The organism is Vibrio sp. ABG19 (assembly GCF_029962385.1).
Classification (GTDB): domain Bacteria; phylum Pseudomonadota; class Gammaproteobacteria; order Enterobacterales; family Vibrionaceae; genus Vibrio; species Vibrio ostreae.
Genome location: NZ_CP071708.1, coordinates 1,196,353 through 1,222,932 on the forward strand (window position 1 = coordinate 1,196,353; position 26,580 = coordinate 1,222,932).

Here is a 26,580-nt window from a genome sequence, read left to right on the forward strand (position 1 = left end):
ATGCGTAAAGTCATGACCTTCTCAGCAGCCACACTGCTGTCAATCAACGCCTATGCCAACAGCTGCGACACCGTTCGTTTTGCCGATGTCGGCTGGACCGATATCACCTCAACGACAGCCGTGACCACTGAGCTGCTGCACGGCCTGGGCTATCAGACCAAGACCGATCTGTTGTCGGTACCGGTGACCTATTCTTCCATGGCCAACGGCGACATCGATGTCTTTCTCGGTAACTGGATGCCAACCATGGAAGGCGATATTGCCAAGTACCGTGACAACGGCAGCGTACAAACCATCCGCGCCAATCTCGAAGGTGCCAAGTACACCCTGGCCGTACCTAAGTACGTGTATGACGCCGGGGTTAAGTCATTTGCCGATCTTGCCAAGCATGCCGATCAGTTTAAACACCGCATCTACGGCATCGAGCCGGGCAACGATGGTAACCGCCTGATCCAGTCAATGATTGACAACAATGCGTTCGACCTCAAGCAATTTGATCTGGTGGAATCGAGCGAAGCCGGCATGGTCTCGCAGGTCAAACGGGCGGTACGCCGCCAGCAATGGATAGCTTTCCTCGGCTGGGCGCCGCACCCGATGAACAGCAATGTTGAGATGGAATACCTCAGCGGCGGTGATGACTACTTCGGCCCTAATTATGGCGGTGCCAACGTCTACACCAACGTGCGCAATGACTATACCCAGCAGTGCCCGAATGTCGGCCAGTTGCTCAGTAATCTGCAGTTCAGTCTTGAGATGGAAAACAGCCTGATGGAAGCCATCCTCAATCAGGGCCAGCGCCCGGAACAAGCCGCCAAAGATTGGTTGCGTCAGCATCCTGACGTGCTGACCCCGTGGCTGAAAGATGTCACCACGCGTGATGGCAAGCCTGCGGAGAAAGCCGTAACTGATTATCTCAACTCTGACGTATAACCCCGCCGGGTGGCACAAGCCACCCGCTATAAGGAACTGCACACTATGATTAGCGATCACAAAATTCCGTTGGGCCACTGGATGGAAGCCGGTGTGGACTGGCTGACTCTGCATGCTTCGGGCGTATTCGATACCATCTCTTTCGTACTGGAAAACATCATCATGGTGTTAGTCGATGTCTTCAAATGGTTCCCGCCAGCGGTCCCTATCATTATCACCGCAGCACTGGCCTGGTGGCTGCACCGCAGCCTTTCCCTGGTGGTGTTTATTATTGCCGCGCTGCTGCTGATCCTTAACCTGGGCTACTGGCAGGAGATGCTGGAAACCTTTGTACTGGTCTTTGCCGCCACTACGATTTCGGTTCTGCTCGGCGTTCCGCTTGGCATCATGGCTGCGCACCGACCATGGCTGTATACCGTACTGCGCCCGATTCTGGATCTGATGCAGACGGTACCTACATTCGTTTATCTGATCCCGACGCTGGTTCTGTTCGGACTGGGTATTGTGCCCGGACTGATTTCCACCATCATTTTCGCCATAGCCGCTCCAATCCGCCTCACCTATCTTGGCGTCACTAAAGTGCCGGAAGAACTGATCGAGGCCGGTAAAGCTTTCGGAGCCAGCCGGATGAAACTGCTGTTCAAAGTGGAACTACCGGCCGCCCTGCCGAGCATCATGGCCGGCATTACCCAATGCATTATGTTGTCACTGTCGATGGTAGTTATTGCCGCTTTGGTCGGCGCAGATGGCCTGGGCAAACCCGTTATTCGTGCCCTCAATACGGTCAATATTTCCCAAGGGTTTGAAGCCGGTCTGGCGATTGTCCTGGTCGCTATTATTCTCGACCGTCTGTGTAAAGCACCTAACAGCAAGGAGGCATAATCATGCCAGCGATCAGTATTGAAAATCTCGACGTGGTGTTTGGCCAAAACACAGCACCGGCTCTGGAACTGCTCGATCAGGGCAAAAGCCGCCAGGAGATCATCGACCAGACCGGTCTGGTGGTCGGCGTTGATAATGTGACACTCGATGTGCAACAAGGTGAAATCTGCGTGCTGATGGGTCTGTCCGGCTCAGGTAAATCCAGCCTGCTGCGCGCGGTTAACGGCCTCAACCCGGTCACGCGCGGCGCTCTGAAAATCCAGGATGGTGCACAAAGTATCGACCTGGCGCAGTGCGACGCTGATACACTGCGCCATCTGCGCACCAACAAAGTCTCAATGGTATTTCAGAAATTTGCCCTCATGCCGTGGCTGAGCGTGCTGGATAACGTGGCATTTGGCCTGGAAATGCAAGGCATCGGCAAACAGCAACGCCGTGCCCAGGCACGGGAAAAACTGGCCATGGTCGGCCTGGCCGAATGGGAAAACAAACTGCCTCATGAGCTGTCCGGTGGTATGCAGCAACGGGTCGGTCTGGCGCGCGCCTTCGCCATGGACAGCGACATTCTGTTGATGGACGAACCTTTCTCGGCTCTCGATCCCCTGATCCGCAGCCAGCTGCAGGATGAATTGCTGCTGCTGCAAAAGCAGCTCAATAAGACCATCATCTTCGTCAGTCATGATCTGGATGAAGCGCTGAAAATCGGCTCACGCATTGCGATTATGGAATCCGGCAAGTTGATTCAGTATGGCAAGCCGGAACAGATAGTCCTGACGCCGGAAACGCAATACGTGAAAGATTTTGTCGCTCACACTAATCCGCTCAATGTGCTCAAAGGCCGTTCGCTGATGAACAGCAGCGACAGCCTGGTTCAGGACAATGGGCGCTGGCAAATCTGCCAGCAGTCAGATCTGTGGGTTGAGCAACAGCAACAACAATGGGTTGTGTGTGGCGATAGCCCGGTTGAGCTGATTGAGTGGCATGCTGAGTTATCGCTGCAGTCATTGAATCCACAAACATTGGTCATGGCCAGCCCGGACATTGATATGCGTCAGGCGATTGAAATTCGCTACCGTACTGGTAACCCGATTTTACTGATGGAAGAAAATCGCTTACTCGGTACATTGAGCGATCACGATTTTTACCATGCTCTGCTGGGTAAATACCACCAGGCACAAGCTGCCTGATGAAGACTTCATTCTAATACCGCTCACATCGGCCACACAAATAAGGCGACCAGAGGTCGCCTTATTTGTGTATGTTTCACGTGAAACATAAGCCGGGTCATTCAACCTCAGGCTAACCGGAATAGACTGCATGCCAGTCATGCCAGACCGGCTGCAAACCTCGCGCTTGCATCGCCTGTTCTACCATAAGCGCTGAACGTTCATCACTGATAGCAAACTGCTCCAGCTCCGCTTTCGGATCCGCATAGCCACCGGGCTGGGTTTTCGATGCCGCTGACAAACTGGTTATGCCAAGCGGTGCAACATTATCGCGAAAGGCCGGCGTTTCTCGGGTGGAAAGTGATAATTCAACCTCAGAATTAAACAACCGAAAAGCGCAAATCAGCTGCACCAACTGTTTGTCCGTCATCACCGATTTAGGCTGCAAAGCCCCTTCACACGGCCGCAAGCGCGGAAACGAAATCGAGTAGCGTGACTGCCAGTAAGTCCGCTCCAGGTAATCAAGATGGGCCGCAACATAGAAGCAATCGGTACGCCAGTCTTCTAAACCAATCAGGGCGCCTAAACCGATTTTATCTATCCCGGCTCGCGCCAGGCGATCTGGAGTTTCAAGCCGAAACTCGAAATCCATTTTGTTACCACGCAGATGATGCTGGGCGTACGTCGATGGATGATACGTTTCCTGATAAACCATCACGGCATCCAATCCCAACGTCTTGAGTTCTGCATACTCCTGCTGCTGCAGTGGCTGCACTTCCATCGCCAGATAGTGAAACGACGGCTTAATGATCGGCAGCATATGCCGAAAGTAGTTCATGCCGACTTTGGTCTCATGCTCACCAGTCACCAGCAATACGCTATCAAATTTCATCTGCTTGATAGCGGCGATTTCAGCCCGGATTTCCTCCTCATTAAGTGTTTTACGCTTAATGCGGTTTTCCATCGAAAAGCCACAATAAGTACATGCGTTGGCACACAGGTTGGACAGATAGAGCGGAATGTAGAACGACATCGTATTGCCAAAACGGCGTCGGGTCGCCTGGTAAGAGAGCTGCGCCATCTGTTCCAGATACCCTTCCGCCGCAGGCGAAATCAGCGCTTTAAAATCTTCCAGATCGCGTTTGCTTTTGGCCAGTGCCCGTTCTACGTCGTGCCGGGTTTTCGCATACACCGACAACTTAATATCATCCCAGCCGAGCTGGTTAAATTGATCAATAAAACTCATACTCAATCATCCCGCTCAATTATCCAGGAATGCCGTAAACGGACTCGACGCAGACGCGCTCTGTTGCTGAGTCGCCAGGCCAGACAGATAAGCCATTCGGCCCGCTTCCACTGCCAACCGAAACGCGTTAGCCATCACCAGCGGATCACGTGCCGTGGCGATTGCGGTATTGACCAATACCGCATCTGCGCCCATCTCCATCGCCAACGCGGCATCCGATGGCGCACCGATACCGGCATCTACAATGACCGGTACGTTCGCCTGGTCGATGATAATCTCCAGGAAGGTTTTTGAGCTTAGTCCCTGATTGGTCCCAATCGGCGCACCCAGCGGCATGACGGCCGCACAACCGACCTCTTCCAGCCGTTTGCACAGCACCGGGTCGGCATGACAGTAAGGCAAGATAATAAAGCCGTCTTTAACCAACTGTTCGGCCGCCTTCAGAGTTTCGATCGGGTCCGGCATTAAATACTTGGGATCGGGATGAATTTCCAGTTTCAGCCACTCAGTACCCAGCGCCTCGCGCGCCAGATGTGCCGCATAGATCGCATCCTGCGCCGTTTTGGCACCGGAAGTATTCGGCAACAAGTTCATCCCGCTGGCGATCAGCGGTGCGAGAATGTCGTCATCACGCTGTTCGAGATCAACCCGCTTGAGTGCCATAGTGACCAGCTCAGACTGACTCACAGCAATCGCTTTAGCCATAGTGCTACGATCAGAAAACTTTCCGGTTCCGGTCAGTAAGCGAGAATCGAACTGGCGATTGGCGATAATCAGCGGTGGATTGCCAGCTAAAATTTCGCGCTTGGATTGCTTAGATATAGAATTCGTTACAGACATAAATATTAGCCTCCTGCGATGGCCTGAAACAGTGCGATCTGATCACCCTGATTGAGTAGCGTCTCAGACCATAAGCCTTTGGGTATAACTTGTTGGTTGATGGCAAACACACAGCCTAGTGTCGGTAGGCCCAGTTCGTGCTGCAGTGTCAGCAAACTGGTCGCCGCCTTAATCTGGTGTGCTTGCTGATTAATAAAGATGGTGATAGTCATACCTTCATTCCTTGCCACACCCGCACTGTAAACAGTGTGGATCGGCGATCAGTTGCCACTTTTGCCACTGCATACTCAGCGCATCGAAACGTTGCATGTAGTGACTGTGAAACTCCTCAAGCTGAATTAATTTCTGCACAGCGAGCAGAGCCTGTAAGTTACCTATGGTGCCGACCACAGGGCCGGCCACACCCATGTCGGAGCAGCGCAGCGCAGCCGCCGATTCCTGCTCGGGTACCACACACTGATAGCAGCCCTGGGGACGCTGAGTAAAATCGAGCGGGATCAACTGACCCTCCCAGCCAATGGCCGAGCCTGAAATCAGACACACTCCGGCCTGATGACAAGCCCGGTTAACCTGGTGACGTGTCGGCAGATTGTCGCTGCAGTCGAGCACCACATCGGCTAAGCCCACTTCCAGATTCAGTAATGTGGCATCTATGTAGCGCTCAACCGTACGTACCTGACAGTCTGGATTGAGTGCTTGTAGACTGCGCGCCAAAGCACGTACTTTCGGTTGGCCGACATCCTGCACGCGATAAGCCAGCTGACGATGCAGATTGGAAAGTGCGACCTGATCATCGTCGGCAATTACCAGCCTTGCGACCCCGGCGGCGGCGAGAAACTGCGCCGCCGCGCTGCCCAATCCGCCACAGCCAATAATCAGGACCTGACTGTTGAGCAAACGCTGCTGCCCCGCTTCACCGATCTGCGGTAACGCAACCTGACGCTGATAGCGCATAAATTGTTGATCACTTAACATCACCGGCCTCCGTCACGCTCGCAGGCGCGGGAAGAAACCGCTGCAGTTGGCTAACAGCCAGGCCGACATCCTCAGCCTGGGTAATTGCCCTGACCACAGCAATACTGCTTACCCCACACTCGAGAACCTGAGCGGCGTTGCTGCGATCAATACCGCCAATCGCCACGCTGGGTACTCCGACATGCTCGCCATAAGGAAGACTATCGAGCAAGCTTTGATACAGTTTCAGTCGTACCAGCCCCTGCGGCTTGGACGGCATTTGCTTGGTGGTGGTGGGAAAAATATGCCCCAACGCGATATAGCTCGGTGCTAACTGCTGGATACGCAGCAGTTCAAAATAGCCGTGGGTAGACAATCCGAGACAGATACCGGCGGCAGATAACGCAGCGAGATCGGCGCACAGCAGATCTTCCTGCCCCAGATGGACGCCAAACGCCCGATGTTTAAGGGCCAATTGCCAGTAATCATTGATAAACACCTGGGCACCATGTTCGCGGCCCAACGCTATCGCCTGGATAATCTGCTGTTCCAGATCAGCTTGGGCGGGGTCTTTGATGCGCAGCTGAATCGTCTTGATGCCAAGCGGCAACAAGGTGGCAATCCAACGTACGTCATCCACCACCGGATAGAGCCCGAGCGATGTTTTATCCAATAACGCAAACGGCGCAACACCACGGTAGATGGCCTGAGGTTCCGGCTGGGGAAAATCGCGATAATCGCGCGGCCATGTTTCACGTGAAACATTGAGCGCAGCCCGAGACAGCACCAACGCATCCTCCAAGGCAAAATCAAGAGCGAGCAGACTCAGCAGCCAGGTCAGATGTTGTCGTTGCTGCTGCGCGGTTAATGCCCGCAGATGAATCAGCCGACGCTGTTCATCGCCATACCACCAGGTATCTTCCAACCCGTTGCAACCGGCTACGCCGATAGCGACCGTAGCGACTGCTGGGCATAGTGAGCTGGTCAAATGACTGCCTGCGCCGATGTAATCAATACAAAGATCCGGAGCAGACTCGCTGCCAAGCGAGAGGTGATTTAATACAAACAGATTGCTTGATAAACGAAGAGTCGTGTCAGCAACAAGGTGGAAATGCTGAGTTGGGCTAACGCCCAACTCAATGTGATCGATATGCAAACCTTGTTGTTTGGCAAGTAACAGTACCCGCTGCACGTCTCCCGTCATCACAACACAATGAGATGGGATCAGTAATTTCACGGTTACTCCTCAGCCACGCTCTCTGGACTGGTCACAGCCGGATGATAGAGCTGAGAACCTGAGCTAAGAAACTCCTGCGATTTCTGCCGCATCCCTTCCAGGGGATCATCCAGCAATGTCACTGTCATCGCGTCATTACTCGACGCCGTGTAATCAGCGTAAGTACGGCGCACCTCCTGGGAGATCTTCATCGAGCAGAATTTCGGACCGCACATCGAACAGAAATGGGCAACCTTACCTGACTCCTGCGGCAGGGTTTCATCATGGAAAGCTCGGGCAGTCACCGGATCCAGCGCCAGGTTAAACTGGTCTTCCCAGCGGAACTCAAAACGCGCCTTCGACAGAGCATTATCACGGATCTGCGCACCAGGATGACCTTTGGCCAAATCAGCAGCATGGGCGGCCAGTTTGTAGGTAATCAGGCCAGTCTTCACATCCTCTTTATTCGGCAGGCCAAGGTGCTCTTTGGGGGTGACGTAGCACAACATCGCACAACCAAACCAACCAATCATCGCCGCACCGATACCGGAAGTAATGTGGTCATAACCCGGGGCAATATCCGTAGTTAGCGGGCCTAAGGTGTAGAACGGCGCTTCATGACAATGCTCCAGCTGCTCGTCCATATTGGCTTTAATCATGTGCATCGGAACGTGCCCCGGGCCTTCAATCATCACCTGCACATCGTATTCCCACGCCACCTTAGTCAGCTCACCCAAAGTACGTAACTCGGCAAACTGAGCTTCATCATTAGCATCTGCGATCGATCCTGGACGCAGGCCATCACCCAGCGACAACGCCACATCGTACTTGGCACAGATCTCACAAATCTCTCGAAAATGAGTATAAAGGAAGTTCTCTTCATGGTGTGCCAGACACCATTTGGCGATAATCGATCCACCGCGGGAAACAATGCCAGTGACCCGTTTGGCAGTCATAGGCACATAGCGCAGCAACAAACCGGCATGGATAGTAAAGTAATCCACCCCCTGCTCTGCTTGTTCAAGTAAGGTGTCACGCATCACTTCCCAGGTCAGGTTTTCAGCAATACCGTTGACCTTTTCCAGCGCCTGATACATAGGTACGGTACCAATCGGCACCGGGCTGTTACGCAGAATCCATTCGCGTGTTTCATGAATATTACGTCCGGTCGACAGATCCATCACTGTATCACCACCCCAGCGCGTCGCCCACACCAGTTTCTCAACTTCTTCTTCAATCGAGGAGCTGACCGAAGAGTTACCGATGTTGGCGTTGACTTTGACCAGGAAGTTACGGCCGATGATCATAGGTTCAGATTCAGGATGGTTGATATTACTCGGGATAATGGCTCGTCCTTCGGCCACTTCACGACGCACAAATTCTGCCGTAATTTCCCGTGGCAGATTTGCGCCGAAGTTTTGCCCCGGATGTTGCTGATTAAGCTGCTCATCCTGGTAACGACGCCGGCCCATATTTTCCCGAATGGCGATAAACTCCATTTCCGGGGTAATCATTCCCTGACGGGCATAATGCAGTTGAGTGACGCACTGACCTGCTTTCGCGCGGCGAATCTGCGGTAGATTGCCGTAGCGTAGTTCATCTAGTGTTTCATCAGCCAGACGCTCACGGGCATACTCGGAACTCATCGCATCCAGCAGCTCGGTATCGTCGCGCTCCGCCACCCATTCAGCACGCAGCTTTGGCAGCCCTTGATAGAGGTCAATGGTATGCTCGGGATCGGTGTACACACCGGAAGTATCGTAGACACTCACCGGCTCATTAGGCTCGTAAACCGGCTGCTCTTTGCTGCCGCCGATCAGACTGTCAGCCAGAGAAATTTCACGCATCGGCACGCGAATGTCCGGACGAGAGCCGGTGACGTATGTTTTTTGAGAATTGGGATAAGGTTGAACAGAAAGCGATTCAATAAACTGTTTAGCTTCCAGTCTCGCTTGTTTGCGATTCGACGACATAGCATTTTCCTTTTAGGATTTTAGGGATAAATGCTTGGCGGATAGTTGCGACAAGAGGTAAGCAGACAAATCTGGTTACTGAAGATATGACGATCCACAGATCGCCAGAGAAAGTCTTCTCTTGTTCCCTTCGCTGGTACTAACCAGATCAGGTTCAACGGATCCCGAATAAACGGTCTCAGCCTTATGGCACTCCGACAAGTGAATCGATTATAGAGAATCGTGTTGCGTTAACCAAGTGTTAATGTCGAGTTTTTAATCAGGCTCGAACTAACCACTGGTAAGCGAGCCAGGCAGCAGAAATACTCAACGTGACATTAAGCAATACATTCAGGCCCATTTTCACAAAAGCGCCCTGTTGCATCATCAATACGTTATCCATTGAAAAGGTCGAGAAAGTAGTCAAGGCACCGAGAAATCCCAACCCAACCACCTGACGCCACGGATAAGGTGCCAGCCATTCATTTTCAAACGCAGCAATCAATAATCCCATGATGAAAGAACCTATGATGTTCACGGTCAGAGTACCGTATGGAAAGCTGCGCCCGAATAAAGTAATGCACCACTCTGAGACCAGATAACGTGAGCAGGCACCAATCGCCCCACCTAAAGCTATCAGACCCAAAATTGATAATTGTCCCATGTAACCTCTCCGTACTAATTTGTAACCTATTGTAACGATTTATCGCTCAAGATCAGCGCGGAGAAAGGAAAAAATAGTTTTCTTTTTCAGTAGCCTGATACATTAAACAGCCAATTTTAAAAAAGTTACAGGAGTCACATCTAGACCACTTCAATATAGCCCATCAGCCCGGTATGCATATGCTCTATCACATGACAGTGATACATCCAGCGTCCCGGGTTATCAGCCACAAATGCCGCCTTGGCGCTACCATTCTTGCCCAGTAACACGGTATCGGTATGAAACGGCTCTTTAACAGGCTGACCATTAAGTTCAATCACGGTAAAGGTATGACCATGCAGGTGAATCGGATGGTGATACTGAGTAACATTGCGCAGGTTAAAAATATAGCTTTTACCGCGCGTCAGCGTCGCAAGCGGCTTAGGAATATTACCGGCACTCATCCCTTCCCAGGCGCGTTTATTAATCAACCAGAAATCCGGTACCGCGTTTCCGGACTCATCTGCGGGTGTCACCGCCCCTTCCCACTCAAAGACAAAATCGATCTCTTCGGCACGATATAAGTCCACTTCAGGAATCGGATTTAATGGCAGACGGGGAATCGATTTCTCCTCAGCCAGCCAGGATTCCTGACTGACAAACTCACACAGCGGAAACGCAAATTTACCTTTCATCTGGCGAATGTAAACCGTCTGCCCGGCGGCTGGTGCAATGAAGGCGATATCCAGGCGCATCCCCGGGCCCATCTTGTGTTCTTTGAGTAAATACGGGGTAGTAATCGGGTTGCCGTCAATCGCCACGATCCAGGCATCGACGCCTTGCACCGCAATCGGATAGGTGATGGTGTTGTCAACATTGGCGATACGCGCACGCACGGTTGCATTGTGCTTAATCGGGTACTGGGGGTTATGCTGCCCGTTAACCGTACCCCACTCGCCAGGAGTCCCCATACGAGCACTGTAGCGTGGAATCATACGCTGTTTCCACTGCCCCTGCTTATCGATGTGCCAGTGTTTCAGCATCAGGGAGAACTCCTGATCAAACACAACCGGATCCGCTTCTTCCACAACCAGCATACCAACTAGCCCCATACCCAACTGATTGACACTGTTCATATGCGGGTGATACCAGAAAGTCCCCGCATCCGGCGGAGTAAACTCATAGGTAAAAGTCTCACCCGGCATAATCGGATCCTGACTCAGGAAAGGGACGCCATCCATCGCAATCGGTATACGCAAACCATGCCAGTGAATGGTCGTCGGTTGGTTCAGTTTGTTAGTGAAATGGATGGTCACCTTTTTACCCTGCCGACAACGAATCGTCGGCGCCGGAATGGAACCATTGAAACCGAGGACATCGGTCTGATAACCGGGAACCAGCTCAGCGGTAGCGGGTTGTGCGGTCAGGTGATACACATAACTGTCTTCGTCTGAACTAAGACGCAGCAAAGAGCATGCTGGCAACGCCGCTCCAATTCCAATCGCCGAACCGAATTGCAGCAAGCGGCGCCGAGTGAGTTCCATAACCATTCCTGATAAATATAACCTTGATATTGGTAATAAAACTGATTGGCCACAAAATGTAAATGACAGGACGCAGAAATATGCCAGATATGGGGAGTAGATTGGATAAGTATTTGTGCTTCTGAACGTAAAAAAGCCCCAGCATTACTGCTGAGGCTTCTTAATATGGCAGGGGTGGAGAGATTCGAACTCCCAACACGCGGATTTGGAATCCGCTGCTCTGCCAATTGGAGCTACACCCCTAGAAATAGGTCATCAAATTGTATCTGGATACTTTGGGTCTTGAAGAGATTCAAACTCCCAACACGCGCCAATTCCCAAAATCAGGGGAATCCGCTGCTCTGCCAATTGGAGCTACACCCCTAGAAATAGGTACCCAAATTGTCTCTGGCAGATTATGAAACACCAGATTTGAGAAAACCCTAGCATTTCTGCTAGGGTTTCGAATAAGTGGCGGAGCGGACGGGACTCGAACCCGCGACCCCCGGCGTGACAGGCCGGTATTCTAACCAACTGAACTACCGCTCCGCATTGGTCAGACTATAAAGTCTTTTCTCGTTTTTGCTTTCAGGCTATTCCTTAAAAAAGGAGCAATCTGAAGCAAGTAATTAAAGCCTGGCGATGTTCTACTCTCACATGGGGAGGCCCCACACTACCATCGACGCTGTTTTGTTTCACTTCTGAGTTCGGAATGGAGTCAGGTGGGTCCAAAACGCTATGGTCGCCAAGCAAAATTCTGTTTAACTACCGCTGTAAGCGATAATTAATAATTCGGAAAGCTGTTCTTTCGAAAAAGGTTCTCTTTACACATTCAATGTACTGGTCATTGAGTCCAATCAAAACCCCTTGGGTGTTGTATGGTTAAGCCTCACGGGCAATTAGTACAGGTTAGCTCAACGCCTCACAACGCTTACACACCCTGCCTATCAACGTTCTAGTCTCGAACAACCCTTTAGGACACTTAAAGTGTCAGGGAAGACTCATCTCAGGGCTCGCTTCCCGCTTAGATGCTTTCAGCGGTTATCGATTCCGAACTTAGCTACCGGGCAATGCGTCTGGCGACACAACCCGAACACCAGAGGTTCGTCCACTCCGGTCCTCTCGTACTAGGAGCAGCCCCCTTCAATCTTCCAACGCCCACGGCAGATAGGGACCGAACTGTCTCACGACGTTCTAAACCCAGCTCGCGTACCACTTTAAATGGCGAACAGCCATACCCTTGGGACCGACTTCAGCCCCAGGATGTGATGAGCCGACATCGAGGTGCCAAACACCGCCGTCGATATGAACTCTTGGGCGGTATCAGCCTGTTATCCCCGGAGTACCTTTTATCCGTTGAGCGATGGCCCTTCCATTCAGAACCACCGGATCACTATGACCTGCTTTCGCACCTGCTCGAATTGTCATTCTCGCAGTCAAGCGGGCTTATGCCATTGCACTAACCTCACGATGTCCAACCGTGATTAGCCCACCTTCGTGCTCCTCCGTTACTCTTTGGGAGGAGACCGCCCCAGTCAAACTACCCACCAGGCACTGTCCTCGAACCGGATAACGGTCCAGAGTTAGAACATCAAACATACAAGGGTGGTATTTCAAGGACGGCTCCAACGCAACTGGCGTCACGTCTTCAAAGCCTCCCACCTATCCTACACATGTAGGTTCAATGTTCAGTGCCAAGCTGTAGTAAAGGTTCACGGGGTCTTTCCGTCTAGCCGCGGGTACACTGCATCTTCACAGCGATTTCAATTTCACTGAGTCTCGGGTGGAGACAGCGTGGCCATCATTACGCCATTCGTGCAGGTCGGAACTTACCCGACAAGGAATTTCGCTACCTTAGGACCGTTATAGTTACGGCCGCCGTTTACCGGGGCTTCGATCAAGAGCGTCGACCGAAGTCTAACCCCATCAATTAACCTTCCGGCACCGGGCAGGCGTCACACCGTATACGTCATCTTACGATTTTGCACAGTGCTGTGTTTTTAATAAACAGTTGCAGCCACCTGGTATCTGCGACTTCCAATAGCTCCATCCGCGAGGGACTTCACCGTCAGAAGCGTACCTTCTCCCGAAGTTACGGTACCATTTTGCCTAGTTCCTTCACCCGAGTTCTCTCAAGCGCCTTGGTATTCTCTACCCGACCACCTGTGTCGGTTTGGGGTACGATTCCTTACAATCTGAAGCTTAGAGGCTTTTCCTGGAAGCATGGCATCAATGACTTCATCACCGTAGTGACTCGACATCGTGTCTCAGCCTTATAGAGAGCCGGATTTACCTAACTCTCAAGCCTACGCACTTGAACCTGGACAACCGTCGCCAGGCCCACCTAGCCTTCTCCGTCCCCCCATCGCAATTGTAAGAAGTACGGGAATATTAACCCGTTTCCCATCGACTACGCCTTTCGGCCTCGCCTTAGGGGTCGACTTACCCTGCCCCGATTAACGTTGGACAGGAACCCTTGGTCTTCCGGCGAGGAGGTTTTTCACCCCCTTTATCGTTACTCATGTCAGCATTCGCACTTCTGATACCTCCAGCATGCCTTACAGCACACCTTCAACGGCTTACAGAACGCTCCCCTACCCAATACGATAAATCGCATTGCCGCAGCTTCGGTTTACAGCTTAGCCCCGTTACATCTTCCGCGCAGGCCGACTCGACTAGTGAGCTATTACGCTTTCTTTAAATGATGGCTGCTTCTAAGCCAACATCCTAGCTGTCTGAGCCTTCCCACATCGTTTCCCACTTAGCTGTAATTTGGGACCTTAGCTGGCGGTCTGGGTTGTTTCCCTCTCCACGACGGACGTTAGCACCCGCCGTGTGTCTCCCGGATAGTACTTACTGGTATTCGGAGTTTGCAAAGGGTTGGTAAGTCGGGATGACCCCCTAGCCTTAACAGTGCTCTACCCCCAGTAGTATTCGTCCGAGGCGCTACCTAAATAGCTTTCGGGGAGAACCAGCTATCTCCGAGTTTGATTGGCCTTTCACCCCTAGCCACAAGTCATCCGCTAATTTTTCAACATTAGTCGGTTCGGTCCTCCAATTGATGTTACTCAATCTTCAACCTGCCCATGGCTAGATCACTCGGTTTCGGGTCTATATCCAGAGACTGAACGCCCAGTTAAGACTCGGTTTCCCTACGGCTCCCCTAAATGGTTAACCTTGCCACTGAATATAAGTCGCTGACCCATTATACAAAAGGTACGCAGTCACACCACGAAGGTGCTCCTACTGCTTGTACGTACACGGTTTCAGGTTCTATTTCACTCCCCTCACAGGGGTTCTTTTCGCCTTTCCCTCACGGTACTGGTTCACTATCGGTCAGTCAGGAGTATTTAGCCTTGGAGGATGGTCCCCCCATGTTCAGACAGGATAACACGTGTCCCGCCCTACTCGATTTCACTGAACATACGCTGTCGGCTACGGGGCTATCACCCTGTTTCGCGGTCCTTTCCAGAACCTTCACCTGACGCATATAAAGCTTAAGGGCTAATCCAATTTCGCTCGCCGCTACTTTCGGAATCTCAATTGATTTCTTTTCCTCGGGGTACTTAGATGTTTCAGTTCCCCCGGTTCGCTTCATTAACCTATGTATTCAGTTAATGATACCTGCTTATGCAGGTGGGTTTCCCCATTCGGAAATCGTAGACTCAAGTGGCTCTTACTGCCTCATCTACGCTTATCGCAAGTTAGTACGTCCTTCATCGCCTCTGACTGCCAAGGCATCCACCGTGTACGCTTAGTCACTTAACCATACAACCCGAAGGAGTTTCGAGTTGATGAACCAAGTCACCAAGGTTTCGTTGTCTCTCATTATTTGAATGAGCGAGAGACTTTTCGATTTTGCCGGACTCAATTTTGAAACTTGTTAAACAAGTTTCTACCAAGCACACTTGAATGTGTTGTTGGTGCATTCCATTTCGGAATACATTGAGAACTTTACAAATAATGTTTCGTTTACGAATAAACAAAAGATTATTTTGTCAGCTTTCCAAATTGTTAAAGAGCAAGATTCGTATCTCTAATGAGATGAACCATGTTTAAGAGCACTGATTTCTTCTTTATGAAGGAATGCGCTTAAAGATGGTGGGCGATACCGGGTTCGAACCAGTGACCCCCTGCTTGTAAGGCAGGTGCTCTCCCAACTGAGCTAATCGCCCATTATTCAAGAATGGTGGAGCTAAGCAGGATCGAACTGCTGACCTCCTGCGTGCAAGGCAGGCGCTCTCCCAGCTGAGCTATAGCCCCAAGTCTTGAGTTTTAATTCCTAATGGAAGGAATGGTGGGTCGTGCAGGATTCGAACCTGCGACCAATTGATTAAAAGTCAACTGCTCTACCAACTGAGCTAACGACCCCTTTTATTTCACAAGGAAATGGTATCCCGTAGGGGAGTCGAACCCCTGTTACCGCCGTGAAAGGGCGGTGTCCTAGGCCTCTAGACGAACGGGACACTAAGATACTCTTCTTTATCTAAACCGTATCAATCTGTGTGAACACTCATCGCAATAATCATTCGTATAAGGAGGTGATCCAGCGCCAGGTTCCCCTAGCGCTACCTTGTTACGACTTCACCCCAGTCATGAACCACAAAGTGGCAAGCGTCCTCCCGAAGGTTAAACTACCTGCTTCTTTTGCAGCCCACTCCCATGGTGTGACGGGCGGTGTGTACAAGGCCCGGGAACGTATTCACCGTGGCATTCTGATCCACGATTACTAGCGATTCCGACTTCATGGAGTCGAGTTGCAGACTCCAATCCGGACTACGACGCACTTTTTGGGATTCGCTCACTCTCGCAAGTTGGCCGCCCTCTGTATGCGCCATTGTAGCACGTGTGTAGCCCTACTCGTAAGGGCCATGATGACTTGACGTCGTCCCCACCTTCCTCCGGTTTATCACCGGCAGTCTCCCTGGAGTTCCCGACTTTACTCGCTGGCAAACAAGGATAAGGGTTGCGCTCGTTGCGGGACTTAACCCAACATTTCACAACACGAGCTGACGACAGCCATGCAGCACCTGTCTCTCAGTTCCCGAAGGCACAAGACTGTCTCCAGTCTCTTCTGAGGATGTCAAGAGTAGGTAAGGTTCTTCGCGTTGCATCGAATTAAACCACATGCTCCACCGCTTGTGCGGGCCCCCGTCAATTCATTTGAGTTTTAATCTTGCGACCGTACTCCCCAGGCGGTCTACTTAACGCGTTAGCTCCGAAAGCCACGGCTCAAGGCCACAACCTCCAAGTAGACATCGTTGACGGCGTGGACTACCAGGGTATCTAATCCTGTTTGCTCCCCACGCTTTCGCATCTGAGTGTCAGTATCTGTCCAGGGGGCCGCCTTCGCCACCGGTATTCCTTCAGATCTCTACGCATTTCACCGCTACACCTGAAATTCTACCCCCCTCTACAGTACTCTAGCCTGCCAGTTTCAAATGCAATTCCGAGGTTGAGCCCCGGGCTTTCACATCTGACTTAACAAACCACCTGCATGCGCTTTACGCCCAGTAATTCCGATTAACGCTCGCACCCTCCGTATTACCGCGGCTGCTGGCACGGAGTTAGCCGGTGCTTCTTCTGCAGCTAACGTCAAACGAATGCGCTATTAACGCACCCGCCTTCCTCACTGCTGAAAGTACTTTACAACCCGAAGGCCTTCTTCATACACGCGGCATGGCTGCATCAGGCTTGCGCCCATTGTGCAATATTCCCCACTGCTGCCTCCCGTAGGAGTCTGGACCGTGTCTCAGTTCCAGTGTGGCTGATCATCCTCTCAGACCAGCTAGGGATCGTTGCCTTGGTGAGCCCTTACCTCACCAACTAGCTAATCCCACCTGGGCATATCCTGACGCGAGAGGCCCGAAGGTCCCCCTCTTTGGCCCGAAGGCATTATGCGGTATTAGCCATCGTTTCCAATGGTTATCCCCCACATCAGGGCAATTTCCCAGGCATTACTCACCCGTCCGCCGCTCGCCGCCCTTAACGTTCCCCGAAGGTTCAGTTAAGTCGCTGCCGCTCGACTTGCATGTGTTAGGCCTGCCGCCAGCGTTCAATCTGAGCCATGATCAAACTCTTCAATTTAAGATTTTGTTCGGCTCAATGAATACTGACTTCAAATTACCTTAGTAATTCAAAGCTATTACCATTCCAACAGAATGGTAATGAATTGACTGTGCTCGAATGATTGCTCATTCAAATTGGTCACTCAGTTCATTGATACCTAAGTTGATTCTTTAGAATCATCTTCGATTATCATCAACGAGTGCCCACACAGATTGATAGGTTTATATTGTTAAAGAGCGTTGCTTATTGAGGTCTTCCTCTCAAAGCGGACGGCCATTTTAGCGAGTTAAGTTTTAGTGTCAACCACTTTTTTCAAAACTTTTTCATCAATTTTGATGATGCTTGGTAACCGTCTAAACCCGGAAGCGCTTCTTGCGAACTGTTCCCGTGTCAGTGAGGCGGCATTATAGGGAGCAACCAGAATTTGGCAATAGTTTTTTTGCCATTTTTTATTACTTTCTTGCCGTTCGTATAAAAAGACGTCAATAAGCCGCAAATCTACCCGTTTGGTTTACATGTTTTTAAACTTTTTCGCGAATTGAGTCACTTTTTCCCAATTGGTGTACTCGACTTCTTTACTGGTATCCGTTTCGCCACCGGTCATCGTCATTATCAGACGAATCATCATTTTATCGAACCAGCGGTAGCGAGGGTAATAGAGAGCACCGGCAAACACCCCAATCACCTCGGGCTGCCAAGGGGACTTCTTAAGGAAGGTCTGAACATAGACACTACCTTGCGGGGTATCTTTACCCTGGTCTTCTTTACGGGCGGTCAGATTAACACAGAAGAAAGCGGCATCAGCGCGTTGTAATGGTGTCAGATTGCGTTCGATGAACTGATACAGTTCCTTATTAAAACGGCCATAACGAATTGAGGCTCCGATCAGCACTTTGTCGTACGCGGCCCAGTCCACTTCCCCGGTTGTGTGCAGGTCTGCAATCTCGCATTCTATTGGTGCAAGCTGAGTAGCAATTCGCTCGATGATTTTTTTCGTCTGCCCTTCACGGCTGGAATAAAGCAACAGTGCTTTCACGATTCTATCCTTAGCTGCGCCAGAAAGTCGGCGTCAGCAGTATCAATAAGGTAAATATTTCTAAGCGGCCGAATAGCATCGACACAATCAGGATCCACTTGGCGGTATCGTTCACATTGGCAAAGTGGACTGAGACTTCTCCCAGCCCAGGCCCTAGGTTATTCAGTGTGGCCGCCACCGCAGCAAAAGCGCTCAGTTCATCCATACCGGTTGCTATCAAAGCCAGCATACACACCACAAACACCAGCGCGTAAGCCGAGAAGAACCCCCACACCGCATCGACAACTCGTTGTGGCAGTGCACTGTCTCCGATTTTAATATGATAGATGGCGCGCGGATGGACCAGACGTTTCATTTCCCGGGCCCCTTGCAGAGTGAGCAGAAAAACCCGGATGACCTTCATCCCCCCACCGGTCGAACCGGCACAGCCACCGATAAAAGAGGAAAACAGTAACAGGACTGGTAAGAACAGCGGCCAATCAGCAAAGCCGGTGGTGGTAAATCCGGCGGTCGTTGATATCGACACGGTCTGAAACAGTGCCTGATCAAAAGCGTCGTACAGAGAGTCCGTTGAGTGATGTTTCAACAGCATGAGGAAACAAACCGCAAACAGGATAAACTGAATCACAATAAAGGCGCGGAATTCGGGATCGCGCCAATAATACTTAGGATGCACCCCGCCGGTTGAAAATGCCGCATAGTGCAGAGTGAAGTTACAGGCAGAAATAAGCAGGAACACCACAGTGATCATGTTGATGGCGTAACTGTCGAAGTAACCGATGCTGGCGTCATGGGTAGAGAAGCCACCGATAGCGATGGTAGAGAAGCTATGACAAATGGCGTCAAACAGCGTCATCCCGGCCAGCCAGAATGAACCCGCACAGGCAATGGTCAGGCTGAGATAAATGTACCACAGCGCTTTGGCCGTTTCGGCAATGCGTGGCGTCACCTTATTATCTTTCACCGGGCCGGGAATCTCAGCCCGGTAAAGCTGCATACCACCGATGCCAAGTACCGGCAGAATAGCCACCGCCAAGACAATGATCCCCATTCCGCCGAACCATTGCAGAAACTGGCGATAGAACAGAATGGCTTTGGGCAGACTGTCGAGTCCGACGATCACTGTCGCACCGGTGGTAGTCAAAGCAGAAAACGATTCAAAGAAGGCGTCCGTGACCGAAACATTGGGCGTATCAGCCAGCAGGAAAGGCAGTGAACCGGCACTGCCGATAACGGTCCAGAACAGAACCACGATCAGAAAGCCGTCACGGGATTTTAATTCATGCCGATAGCGCCGGTTAGGCCACCAGAATAGGCCTCCGCACAGCAGCAGCACAAAAAATGTCGAGACAAAAGGCACCCCGGCACCATCACGATAGATCAACGCCACCAGCGCCGGCGCCAGCATGGAGACACTAAACAGAGCGAGCAGCAGCCCGACGATTCGAATTATTGAACGAAATTGCATTAACAGACTTACGAAGCAGCGCTTCTGACTTCCTATTCGTTATCCATACGAGTAACAAGAATTTTAGCCCCACTCTTGTTAATAAGGCTTTGGGTGAATGCATCTACGTTGAGGAATTCCAGCTCCACCACCAATTGAACACTTTCATTATATTGTGACTGCACTTCGACCGCCTCGAACTGACTCATCACTGACTGCGCCAGAGCCACTAATCCGTAGTCTAACGTCAGGCGTAACTTTGTGGTGATTTTTTTCTCAATTGTTTGAAGCAACTTAAGTGCCTGTTGCACTCCGCCGCCATAGGCTTTGACCAAGCCACCGGTACCAAGGCGAATACCACCATAATAGCGCGTCACCACCGCCGTCAATTCACCCACGCCGCAACCGGACAACTGGGCCAAAATAGGCTTCCCCGCGGTACCGGATGGTTCACCATCATCACTGAATCCCCACAACATGGAATCTTGTGGTCGTCCGGCCACGAAGGCCCAACAGTTATGACGGGCATCGCTATGCTGAGCTTTAATCTGTTCAACAAAGGTTTTAGCCGCCTCAATCCCCGGCGTATGCGCCAGATAGGTAATAAAGTGGCTTTTCTTGATTTCCTCTTCAGACTGCACCGGAGCGGCGGGAATGAAATAGGGCTGAACGTTCATAACTCTCACTCTGTGATGAAAAGGCCGGCCAGTGTAACACGAGCTCAGTAAAAATGACCTAGGATTGGTATGAGCGCACAATGTTAAACAGTTGTTTAAAAAATGTATTGAAATTAACCAATCCCGGGTTCACACTAAAATTACTGGTCTAACCAGAACAAAATAACAACTGAGTACCCAGAACACTCTCACACACAATCACCGATTGTATGTCACGGAGATAGACAATGATTTACCAAGCCAACACCCTACAGGTAAAGGAATTACAGGACGGTATTGCCGAGCTTACCTTCTGCGCGCCGCAATCCGTTAATAAACTTGACCTTGCTACCCTGCAATCGTTAGATGAAGCGTTAGATGTGCTGCATGCCACCTCTGGCCTAAAAGGCCTAATTCTCAACTCGGACAAAGACGCTTTTATTGTCGGGGCCGACATCACCGAATTTCTCGGCCTGTTTGCCAAACCGGAAGCCGAGCTCGACCAGTGGCTGCAATTTGCCAACCGCATTTTCAATAAACTGGAAGATCTGCCCGTACCGACGCTGTCAGCCCTGACCGGCTTCACGCTCGGTGGTGGATGTGAGTGTGTACTTGCTACCGACTTTCGCATTGGTGACAAAACCACCAGCATCGGGCTACCAGAAACCAAACTGGGTATCATGCCCGGTTTTGGCGGCACAGTGCGCCTGCCGCGCTTGATCGGTGCCGACAGCGCGATGGAAATCATTACGCAGGGTAAAGCGTGCCGGGCAGAAGAGGCTCTCAAACTGGGTCTGCTGGATGCGATTGTCGACCGTGATCAGCTCATCAGCTCAGCTCTGGCTACCCTGACTCAGGCCATCCACGAGAAACTGGACTGGCAGGCTCGCCGGGCACAAAAGATGGCGCCACTCAGTTTAAGTAAAACCGAAGCCATGATGAGCTTTACCTGCGCCAAGGGCATGGTCGCTCAGGTTGCCGGCCCGCATTATCCGGCCCCCATGGCCGCCGTCACCAGCATAGAACAGGCAGCAGGTTGTCAGCGTGATGAAGCACTGGCGATTGAACGCCAGCATTTTATCCAGTTAGCCAAATCACCGCAGGCTGCCGCGCTGGTCGGTATTTTCCTCAACGACCAGTACATTAAAGGCCTGGCTAAACAATCCGCCAAAGCGGCAACCCGACAGACCGAGCGCGCGGCGGTGCTGGGGGCCGGCATCATGGGTGGCGGCATCGCATATCAGTCGGCGACCAAAGGCGTACCGGTCGTGATGAAAGACATTGCCCAGCACTCACTGGATCTGGGTATGACCGAAGCGTCCAAGCTACTCAATAAACAGCTGGAACGCGGTAAGATTGACGGTTTCAAGATGGCCGAGATTCTGGCCTCCATCACCCCCAGCCTGCATTACGCCGGCATAGAACAGGCCGATGTCGTGGTCGAAGCTGTGGTGGAAAATCCTAAGGTCAAAGCCGCGGTTCTGAGCGAAGTGGAGCAGCAGGTCGACAATGCAACCATCATCACCTCCAATACCTCGACCATTCCAATTAACCTGCTGGCCAAATCGCTGCAGCGCCCGGAGAATTTCTGTGGCATGCATTTCTTTAACCCGGTCCATCGCATGCCACTGGTTGAGATCATTCGCGGCAAGCATACCTCAGATGACACCATCAACCGGGTCGTCGCATACGCCGCTAAGATGGGCAAATCCCCCATCGTGGTTAACGACTGCCCAGGGTTCTTCGTCAACCGGGTACTCTTCCCTTATTTTGCTGCTTTCAGCCTGCTGCTGCGTGACGGCGCCGACTTCACCCAAATTGATAAAGTGATGGAGCGCCAGTTTGGCTGGCCAATGGGCCCGGCTTACCTGCTGGACGTTGTGGGTATCGATACCGCTCATCATGCCCAGGCCGTGATGGCGGAAGGCTTCCCGCAACGCATGGGCAAAACCGGTCGTGATGCCATTGATGCGCTGTACGAAGCGGAAAAGTTTGGCCAGAAGAATGGCAGCGGCTTCTATCAATACAGCCTGGATAAAAAAGGCAAACCGAAAAAATCATTCTCGCTCGAAATCATGCCGTTGCTGGAAACCGTGTGCGGCGAACGCAGCGAACCCGCAGCACAGACCATCATTGAACGCATGATGATTCCGATGATCAACGAAGTGGTGCTGTGCCTGCAGGAAGGCATTGTCGCCTCAGCCGCAGAAGCGGATATGGCGCTGGTCTATGGCCTTGGTTTCCCGCCTTTCCGCGGCGGTGTATTCCGTTATCTGGACAGCCTGGGGCTGGACACCTATATCGCTATGGCTGAGCAGTACCAAGAGCTGGGTGCGCTGTATCAGGTGCCGCAATTGTTGCTGGACAAAGCAGCCCGTGCTGAGAGCTTTTATCCGGCTCCCTCTGCCCGTTCGTGATTACGTCGATTTGCACAAGGAATAACAGAATGAAAAATGTAGTGATTGTAGATTGCCTGCGCACACCGATGGGACGCTCCAAAGGCGGCGCCTTCCGCCACCAGCGCGCAGAAGATTTATCCGCCCACCTGATGAAAGGCCTGCTGGCACGTAACCCTGCGGTTAATGCACACGCTATCGAAGACATTTACTGGGGCTGTGTGCAACAGACACTGGAGCAGGGTTTTAATATTGCTCGTAATGCCGCTCTGCTGGCCGGGTTACCGATTGAAGTCGGCGCCGTCACGGTGAACCGTCTGTGTGGTTCTTCGATGCAGGCGCTGCACGATGCCAGCCGTGCGATCATGGTCGGCGATGCTGATATTTGCCTGGTCGGCGGCGTGGAGCACATGGGCCATGTACCGATGACTCATGGCGTTGATTTTCATCCCGGCTTATCGAAACAGGTCGCTAAAGCGGCCGGTATGATGGGCCTGACGGCAGAGATGCTGGGTAAACTGCACGGTATCAGCCGTGAGCAACAGGATGCCTTTGCTGCCCGCTCCCACCAGCGCGCGCACGCAGCCACACTGGAAGGTCGCTTTACCAATGAGATTCTGCCTACCGAAGGGCATGCACCAGATGGCACCCTATTCATGCTCGACAGTGATGAAGTGATTCGTGCGGAAACCACGACCGCCAGTCTGGCGGAGTTACGCCCGGTGTTTGACCCAGCCAATGGCACAGTCACGGCTGGCACTTCTTCGGCGTTATCAGATGGCGCCTCGGCGATGCTGATCATGAGTGAGGACAAAGCGATAGAGCTGGGACTGACTATCCGAGCCCGGGTCAAGTCAATGGCCGTCGCCGGCTGCGATCCATCCATCATGGGCTACGGCCCGGTACCGGCGACCAAAAAAGCGCTGCAGCGGGCCGGACTGACTATCGATGACATTGATTTAGTCGAGCTCAACGAAGCGTTTGCCGCCCAGGCTCTGCCATGCGCCAAAGATCTCGGCTTGCTGGATAAAATGGAGAGCAAGGTCAACCTCAATGGCGGCGCGATCGCTCTCGGCCATCCGCTGGGTTGCTCCGGTACCCGTATTTCAACCACACTGATTAATCTGATGGAAGCCAACCATGCCAAATATGGTCTGGCAACCATGTGTATCGGTCTTGGCCAGGGCATAGCCACCATTTTTGAACGCCCGTAGTCGCTACTGGTACTGAAATTGGAATACGTGCGCGGCCAAACCCGGTCGCGTGCTAGCTGGCATGATGATTCCAGTCCCGCTCGCCAAGAGCGGGACTGGGTTTTCTGGCCTGGCTTAGTGTGTCCTGACCTGGCTTAATACGCCTGAAGCCAGTCGCGGTAAAGCTGCTCACTACTGCCGAGGTAATCGACCATCCAGCCAATCAGTTTATGGTTGTCCTCTTTACGCCACACCAGACAGCACTGGCTGAGTGGCTTGTGATCCGTCAAATCACGCTCCACCAGCTCACCGCTGGCGAGCAGGCCCTGCGCCATATGGCGCGGCATATAGCCGACTCCAAGCCCGTTTTTAAGACATTCGATCGCACTGTGCCAGTTGGGCAGCAGCAAACGGCGCTGCTGCGGATAATGGCTGGTATGCCGTTTCGGCAACACACTGGACGTATCATCGAGGCAAATCGCAGCAAACTGACTGACAAAGGCCTCACTCAGCTCCGGCTCACGGGCACAAGGATGGTCTCTGGCAACGACAAAAGCCCAGTCAAGCACGCCCATATCACGCACTTCAAAGTCACCCCCGACCGGCACGGCAGAAGTGGCGCCGATCACCACATCCGCCCGGCCCTGAGCGATCGCTTCCCAGGATCCATTAAACACTTCCATGTTGATTTGCAGCTCAGCAAATTCAAAGCGGCGATAAAACTCTTCGATCATAGCTTTAAGTGGATCCAACTTAACCACGTTATCCAGCGTGACCTTCAGTGTGGCCTGCCAGCCACGCGCCGCGCGCCGGGTTTGTGCCTTGACCTCTTCCATCTGACGCAGTAACAGCCGCGCCTCGGCCATAAACAGTTCCCCAGCCGGTGTCAGTTCCACCTTGCGCGGCAGGCGCCGAAACAAGACCACTCCCAGTTCGCTCTCGACCTGACGCACCCCGTAGCTGATCGCCGAGGGGACTTTATGCAGTTGCTCGGCGGCCGCAGTGAAGCTCCCCAGCCTGGCCACCGTATCGAGCATCTCCAGTGAAGACTTTGCAAACATCACGCCCTACCTTTCAAAAAATTTGACTGATAACTAATAAATTTCGCGTTTCATTTTATCTTAAAGCAAAAATAGAATGGCAGCTTCGATAAATCCTGCATAACAACTCAACAGACAGGATAAATTTCAGTTAATTTTTTTGATGGGAATAAGAATGAAAGTATCGTCATGGCAGCTGTTCTATCTGGCTGCACTTTCTATGCTCGGCTTCGTTGCCACCGACATGTATCTGCCCGCCTTTAAGCTGATGGAGCAGGACTTTGCCACCGGACCAGAACAGATTGCGCTGTCACTGACGGTCTTCCTGGTCGGCATGGCATCAGGTCAGCTGCTGTGGGGCCTGGCCAGCGATAAGTTTGGTCATCGTAATACCCTCATCAGCGGCCTGCTGCTGTTTGCTCTGGCGTCTGCAGGTCTGGCCTGGAGCGATCAGGTGTGGCAGCTGCTCAGCCTGCGCTTTATGCAGGCGATTGGTGTCTGTGCGCCAGCGGTGATCTGGCAGGCCATGGTGATCCAGCGCTACCCGAGCAAAACCAGCCAACAAATCTTTGCCACCATTATGCCGCTGGTGGCGCTCTCTCCGGCGCTGGCCCCGCAGCTGGGTGTGGTGCTGACCGATCACTTTGGCTGGAACAGTATCTTTATTGTCCTGGCCTCGATAGGTCTGGTACTGGCGGTAAGTACGGGCTTACAAACCAACACCGCGCCCGAAGCAAAGACCACCTCAGTCGGGCAAGATATCAAAGCGCTGCTGCGCAGCCGGACTTATACCGGTCACGTTTTGATGTTTGCCACCGCGTCCGCGGCGTTTTTTGCCTACCTGACCGGAATGCCGGAAATCATGGCCCAACTTGGCTATGATGCGCGCGATATCGGCCTGAGCTTTATTCCGCAAACCATCGCCTTTATGACCGGTGGCTATCTGGGTAAATGGTGTGTACGCCAATACGGTGATGAGCGGGTTCTGAAACAACTGCTGGCACTGTTTACTGTGGCCACGCTGCTAGTATTTATTGCTTCGCAGTGGCCACTGACCTCTATCTGGCCAATCTTGGCACCGTTCTGCCTGATTGCGGTCGCCAATGGCGCTCTGTACCCGATTGTGGTCAACCGCGCCCTGGCAAGTGCCAAGCAGAGCCCGGCAACGGCAGCAGGACTGCAAAACAGCCTGCAGATTTGTGTCTCCAGCCTGGCCAGTGCTCTGGTGGCTGCGCTGGCCAGCCAGGCCCAACTGGTTACTGGCGTAGCTATTCTGGTCTGTATGCTCGGTCTGTGGAGCGGCTACTGGCTGGCTAACCGCGCCAAGCATGATGAGTTCACAGCGGCGGACCATGCCCGTGTCGCCGAAGAGAAGTAATCGTCTTTAACTC

At 52.2% G+C, this 26,580-nt stretch carries 18 protein-coding genes, 7 tRNA genes, 3 rRNA genes and 1 riboswitch; of the genes, 6 read left to right on the top strand and 22 right to left on the bottom strand.

Annotation, left to right across the window (positions count from 1 at the left end):
* The 3 genes from J0X00_RS11720 to choV are packed head-to-tail and all read left to right on the top strand — an operon-like array spanning position 1 to position 2,999.
* Positions 1-930, top strand: coding sequence for a choline ABC transporter substrate-binding protein (locus J0X00_RS11720; RefSeq protein WP_282478098.1), 930 nt, complete (start codon positions 1-3; stop codon positions 928-930).
* Between the two features lie 45 nt (positions 931-975).
* Positions 976-1,812 carry a choline ABC transporter permease subunit gene (gene choW / locus J0X00_RS11725; RefSeq protein ID WP_136487265.1) on the top strand — a complete coding sequence of 279 codons (837 nt, stop codon included), beginning with the start codon at positions 976-978 and terminating at the stop codon, positions 1,810-1,812.
* Positions 1,813-1,814: 2 nt separating this feature from the next.
* Positions 1,815-2,999, top strand: coding sequence for a choline ABC transporter ATP-binding protein (gene choV, locus J0X00_RS11730; protein WP_282478099.1), 1,185 nt, complete (start codon positions 1,815-1,817; stop codon positions 2,997-2,999).
* Positions 3,000-3,111: 112 nt separating this feature from the next.
* Here choV and thiH read toward each other — a convergent pair whose 3' ends face one another.
* The 21 genes from thiH to J0X00_RS11835 all read right to left on the bottom strand — a co-directional run bounded on the left by thiH (position 3,112) and on the right by J0X00_RS11835 (position 20,581).
* Positions 3,112-4,224, bottom strand: a complete 1,113-nt coding sequence (thiH, locus tag J0X00_RS11735) for a 2-iminoacetate synthase ThiH (RefSeq protein WP_282478100.1) — start codon at positions 4,222-4,224, stop codon at positions 3,112-3,114.
* 15 nt (positions 4,225-4,239) lie between these two features.
* Positions 4,240-5,064: a thiazole synthase gene (locus tag J0X00_RS11740; protein ID WP_218562579.1), complete on the bottom strand. Its 825-nt coding sequence runs from the start codon at positions 5,062-5,064 to the stop codon at positions 4,240-4,242.
* A gap of 5 nt (positions 5,065-5,069) precedes the next feature.
* Positions 5,070-5,276 carry a sulfur carrier protein ThiS gene (thiS, locus tag J0X00_RS11745; RefSeq protein ID WP_282478101.1) on the bottom strand — a complete coding sequence of 69 codons (207 nt, stop codon included), beginning with the start codon at positions 5,274-5,276 and terminating at the stop codon, positions 5,070-5,072.
* Positions 5,277-5,280: 4 nt separating this feature from the next.
* Positions 5,281-6,039, bottom strand: coding sequence for a HesA/MoeB/ThiF family protein (locus J0X00_RS11750; protein WP_282478102.1), 759 nt, complete (start codon positions 6,037-6,039; stop codon positions 5,281-5,283).
* Entirely contained in the window at positions 6,029-7,255 is a 1,227-nt protein-coding gene (locus J0X00_RS11755; RefSeq protein ID WP_282478103.1) for a thiamine phosphate synthase, read from the bottom strand. The genes J0X00_RS11750 and J0X00_RS11755 overlap by 11 nt, the downstream gene beginning before the upstream one ends.
* Before the next feature lie 2 nt (positions 7,256-7,257).
* Positions 7,258-9,207, bottom strand: coding sequence for a phosphomethylpyrimidine synthase ThiC (thiC, locus tag J0X00_RS11760; protein ID WP_282478104.1), 1,950 nt, complete (start codon positions 9,205-9,207; stop codon positions 7,258-7,260).
* A gap of 108 nt (positions 9,208-9,315) precedes the next feature.
* Positions 9,316-9,414: riboswitch (TPP riboswitch) on the bottom strand.
* 52 nt (positions 9,415-9,466) lie between these two features.
* Entirely contained in the window at positions 9,467-9,850 is a 384-nt protein-coding gene (crcB, locus tag J0X00_RS11765; RefSeq protein ID WP_282478105.1) for a fluoride efflux transporter CrcB, read from the bottom strand.
* Positions 9,851-9,990: 140 nt separating this feature from the next.
* Entirely contained in the window at positions 9,991-11,373 is a 1,383-nt protein-coding gene (locus tag J0X00_RS11770; RefSeq protein WP_282478106.1) for a multicopper oxidase family protein, read from the bottom strand.
* A 166-nt stretch (positions 11,374-11,539) separates the two neighbouring features.
* Positions 11,540-11,616 (bottom strand) — tRNA-Trp (locus tag J0X00_RS11775).
* 33 nt (positions 11,617-11,649) lie between these two features.
* Positions 11,650-11,735: transfer RNA gene (locus tag J0X00_RS11780), tRNA-OTHER, on the bottom strand.
* Positions 11,736-11,824: 89 nt separating this feature from the next.
* Positions 11,825-11,901: transfer RNA gene (locus J0X00_RS11785), tRNA-Asp, on the bottom strand.
* 85 nt (positions 11,902-11,986) lie between these two features.
* A 5S ribosomal RNA gene (gene rrf, locus J0X00_RS11790) occupies positions 11,987-12,102 on the bottom strand.
* 128 nt (positions 12,103-12,230) lie between these two features.
* Positions 12,231-15,120 (bottom strand): 23S ribosomal RNA (locus tag J0X00_RS11795).
* A 331-nt stretch (positions 15,121-15,451) separates the two neighbouring features.
* Positions 15,452-15,527: transfer RNA gene (locus tag J0X00_RS11800), tRNA-Val, on the bottom strand.
* Between the two features lie 12 nt (positions 15,528-15,539).
* A tRNA-Ala gene (locus tag J0X00_RS11805) sits at positions 15,540-15,615 on the bottom strand.
* Positions 15,616-15,647: 32 nt separating this feature from the next.
* A tRNA-Lys gene (locus J0X00_RS11810) sits at positions 15,648-15,723 on the bottom strand.
* Positions 15,724-15,742: 19 nt separating this feature from the next.
* Positions 15,743-15,818: transfer RNA gene (locus tag J0X00_RS11815), tRNA-Glu, on the bottom strand.
* Positions 15,819-15,886: 68 nt separating this feature from the next.
* Positions 15,887-17,439, bottom strand: a 16S ribosomal RNA gene (locus tag J0X00_RS11820).
* Together the 16S, 23S and 5S rRNA genes with 7 tRNA genes alongside form the textbook arrangement of a ribosomal RNA operon.
* Positions 17,440-17,932: 493 nt before the next feature.
* Positions 17,933-18,457 (bottom strand): menaquinone-dependent protoporphyrinogen IX dehydrogenase, encoded by a 525-nt coding sequence (hemG, locus tag J0X00_RS11825; RefSeq protein WP_218562576.1) that lies wholly within the window; start codon positions 18,455-18,457, stop codon positions 17,933-17,935.
* A 10-nt stretch (positions 18,458-18,467) separates the two neighbouring features.
* Complete coding sequence (locus J0X00_RS11830) at positions 18,468-19,925, bottom strand: TrkH family potassium uptake protein (RefSeq protein WP_136487704.1); 1,458 nt, start codon at positions 19,923-19,925, stop codon at positions 18,468-18,470.
* Between the two features lie 32 nt (positions 19,926-19,957).
* Positions 19,958-20,581, bottom strand: a complete 624-nt coding sequence (locus J0X00_RS11835) for a YigZ family protein (protein WP_136487705.1) — start codon at positions 20,579-20,581, stop codon at positions 19,958-19,960.
* A 227-nt stretch (positions 20,582-20,808) separates the two neighbouring features.
* Between J0X00_RS11835 and fadB the strand changes: the two genes are divergently transcribed.
* Positions 20,809-22,977, top strand: a complete 2,169-nt coding sequence (fadB, locus tag J0X00_RS11840) for a fatty acid oxidation complex subunit alpha FadB (RefSeq protein WP_282478107.1) — start codon at positions 20,809-20,811, stop codon at positions 22,975-22,977.
* 29 nt (positions 22,978-23,006) lie between these two features.
* On the top strand, positions 23,007-24,170 hold the full coding sequence (gene fadA, locus J0X00_RS11845) for an acetyl-CoA C-acyltransferase FadA (RefSeq protein WP_282478108.1): 1,164 nt from the start codon (positions 23,007-23,009) through the stop codon (positions 24,168-24,170).
* 134 nt (positions 24,171-24,304) lie between these two features.
* Here fadA and punR read toward each other — a convergent pair whose 3' ends face one another.
* Positions 24,305-25,210, bottom strand: a complete 906-nt coding sequence (gene punR, locus J0X00_RS11850) for a DNA-binding transcriptional activator PunR (RefSeq protein ID WP_218562573.1) — start codon at positions 25,208-25,210, stop codon at positions 24,305-24,307.
* A gap of 154 nt (positions 25,211-25,364) precedes the next feature.
* On the opposite strand from punR, the gene punC reads away from it, so the two are divergent.
* Complete coding sequence (punC, locus tag J0X00_RS11855) at positions 25,365-26,567, top strand: purine nucleoside transporter PunC (protein WP_282478109.1); 1,203 nt, start codon at positions 25,365-25,367, stop codon at positions 26,565-26,567.
* The last annotated feature ends 13 nt before the right edge of the window (positions 26,568-26,580 follow it).

Excerpts from the sequence above, each read along its gene's own strand:
- J0X00_RS11720 (WP_282478098.1), top strand. The coding sequence starts at position 1 with ATGCGTAAAGTCATGACCTTCTCAGCAGCCACACTGCTGTCAATCAAC.
- choW (WP_136487265.1), top strand. The coding sequence starts at position 976 with ATGATTAGCGATCACAAAATTCCGTTGGGCCACTGGATGGAAGCCGGT.
- choV (WP_282478099.1), top strand. The coding sequence starts at position 1,815 with ATGCCAGCGATCAGTATTGAAAATCTCGACGTGGTGTTTGGCCAAAAC.
- thiH (WP_282478100.1), bottom strand. The coding sequence starts at position 4,224 with ATGAGTTTTATTGATCAATTTAACCAGCTCGGCTGGGATGATATTAAG.
- J0X00_RS11740 (WP_218562579.1), bottom strand. The coding sequence starts at position 5,064 with ATGTCTGTAACGAATTCTATATCTAAGCAATCCAAGCGCGAAATTTTA.
- thiS (WP_282478101.1), bottom strand. The coding sequence starts at position 5,276 with ATGACTATCACCATCTTTATTAATCAGCAAGCACACCAGATTAAGGCG.
- J0X00_RS11750 (WP_282478102.1), bottom strand. The coding sequence starts at position 6,039 with ATGTTAAGTGATCAACAATTTATGCGCTATCAGCGTCAGGTTGCGTTA.
- thiC (WP_282478104.1), bottom strand. The coding sequence starts at position 9,207 with ATGTCGTCGAATCGCAAACAAGCGAGACTGGAAGCTAAACAGTTTATT.
- crcB (WP_282478105.1), bottom strand. The coding sequence starts at position 9,850 with ATGGGACAATTATCAATTTTGGGTCTGATAGCTTTAGGTGGGGCGATT.
- J0X00_RS11770 (WP_282478106.1), bottom strand. The coding sequence starts at position 11,373 with ATGGAACTCACTCGGCGCCGCTTGCTGCAATTCGGTTCGGCGATTGGA.
- J0X00_RS11830 (WP_136487704.1), bottom strand. The coding sequence starts at position 19,925 with ATGCAATTTCGTTCAATAATTCGAATCGTCGGGCTGCTGCTCGCTCTG.
- J0X00_RS11835 (WP_136487705.1), bottom strand. The coding sequence starts at position 20,581 with ATGAACGTTCAGCCCTATTTCATTCCCGCCGCTCCGGTGCAGTCTGAA.
- fadB (WP_282478107.1), top strand. The coding sequence starts at position 20,809 with ATGATTTACCAAGCCAACACCCTACAGGTAAAGGAATTACAGGACGGT.
- fadA (WP_282478108.1), top strand. The coding sequence starts at position 23,007 with ATGAAAAATGTAGTGATTGTAGATTGCCTGCGCACACCGATGGGACGC.
- punR (WP_218562573.1), bottom strand. The coding sequence starts at position 25,210 with ATGTTTGCAAAGTCTTCACTGGAGATGCTCGATACGGTGGCCAGGCTG.
- punC (WP_282478109.1), top strand. The coding sequence starts at position 25,365 with ATGAAAGTATCGTCATGGCAGCTGTTCTATCTGGCTGCACTTTCTATG.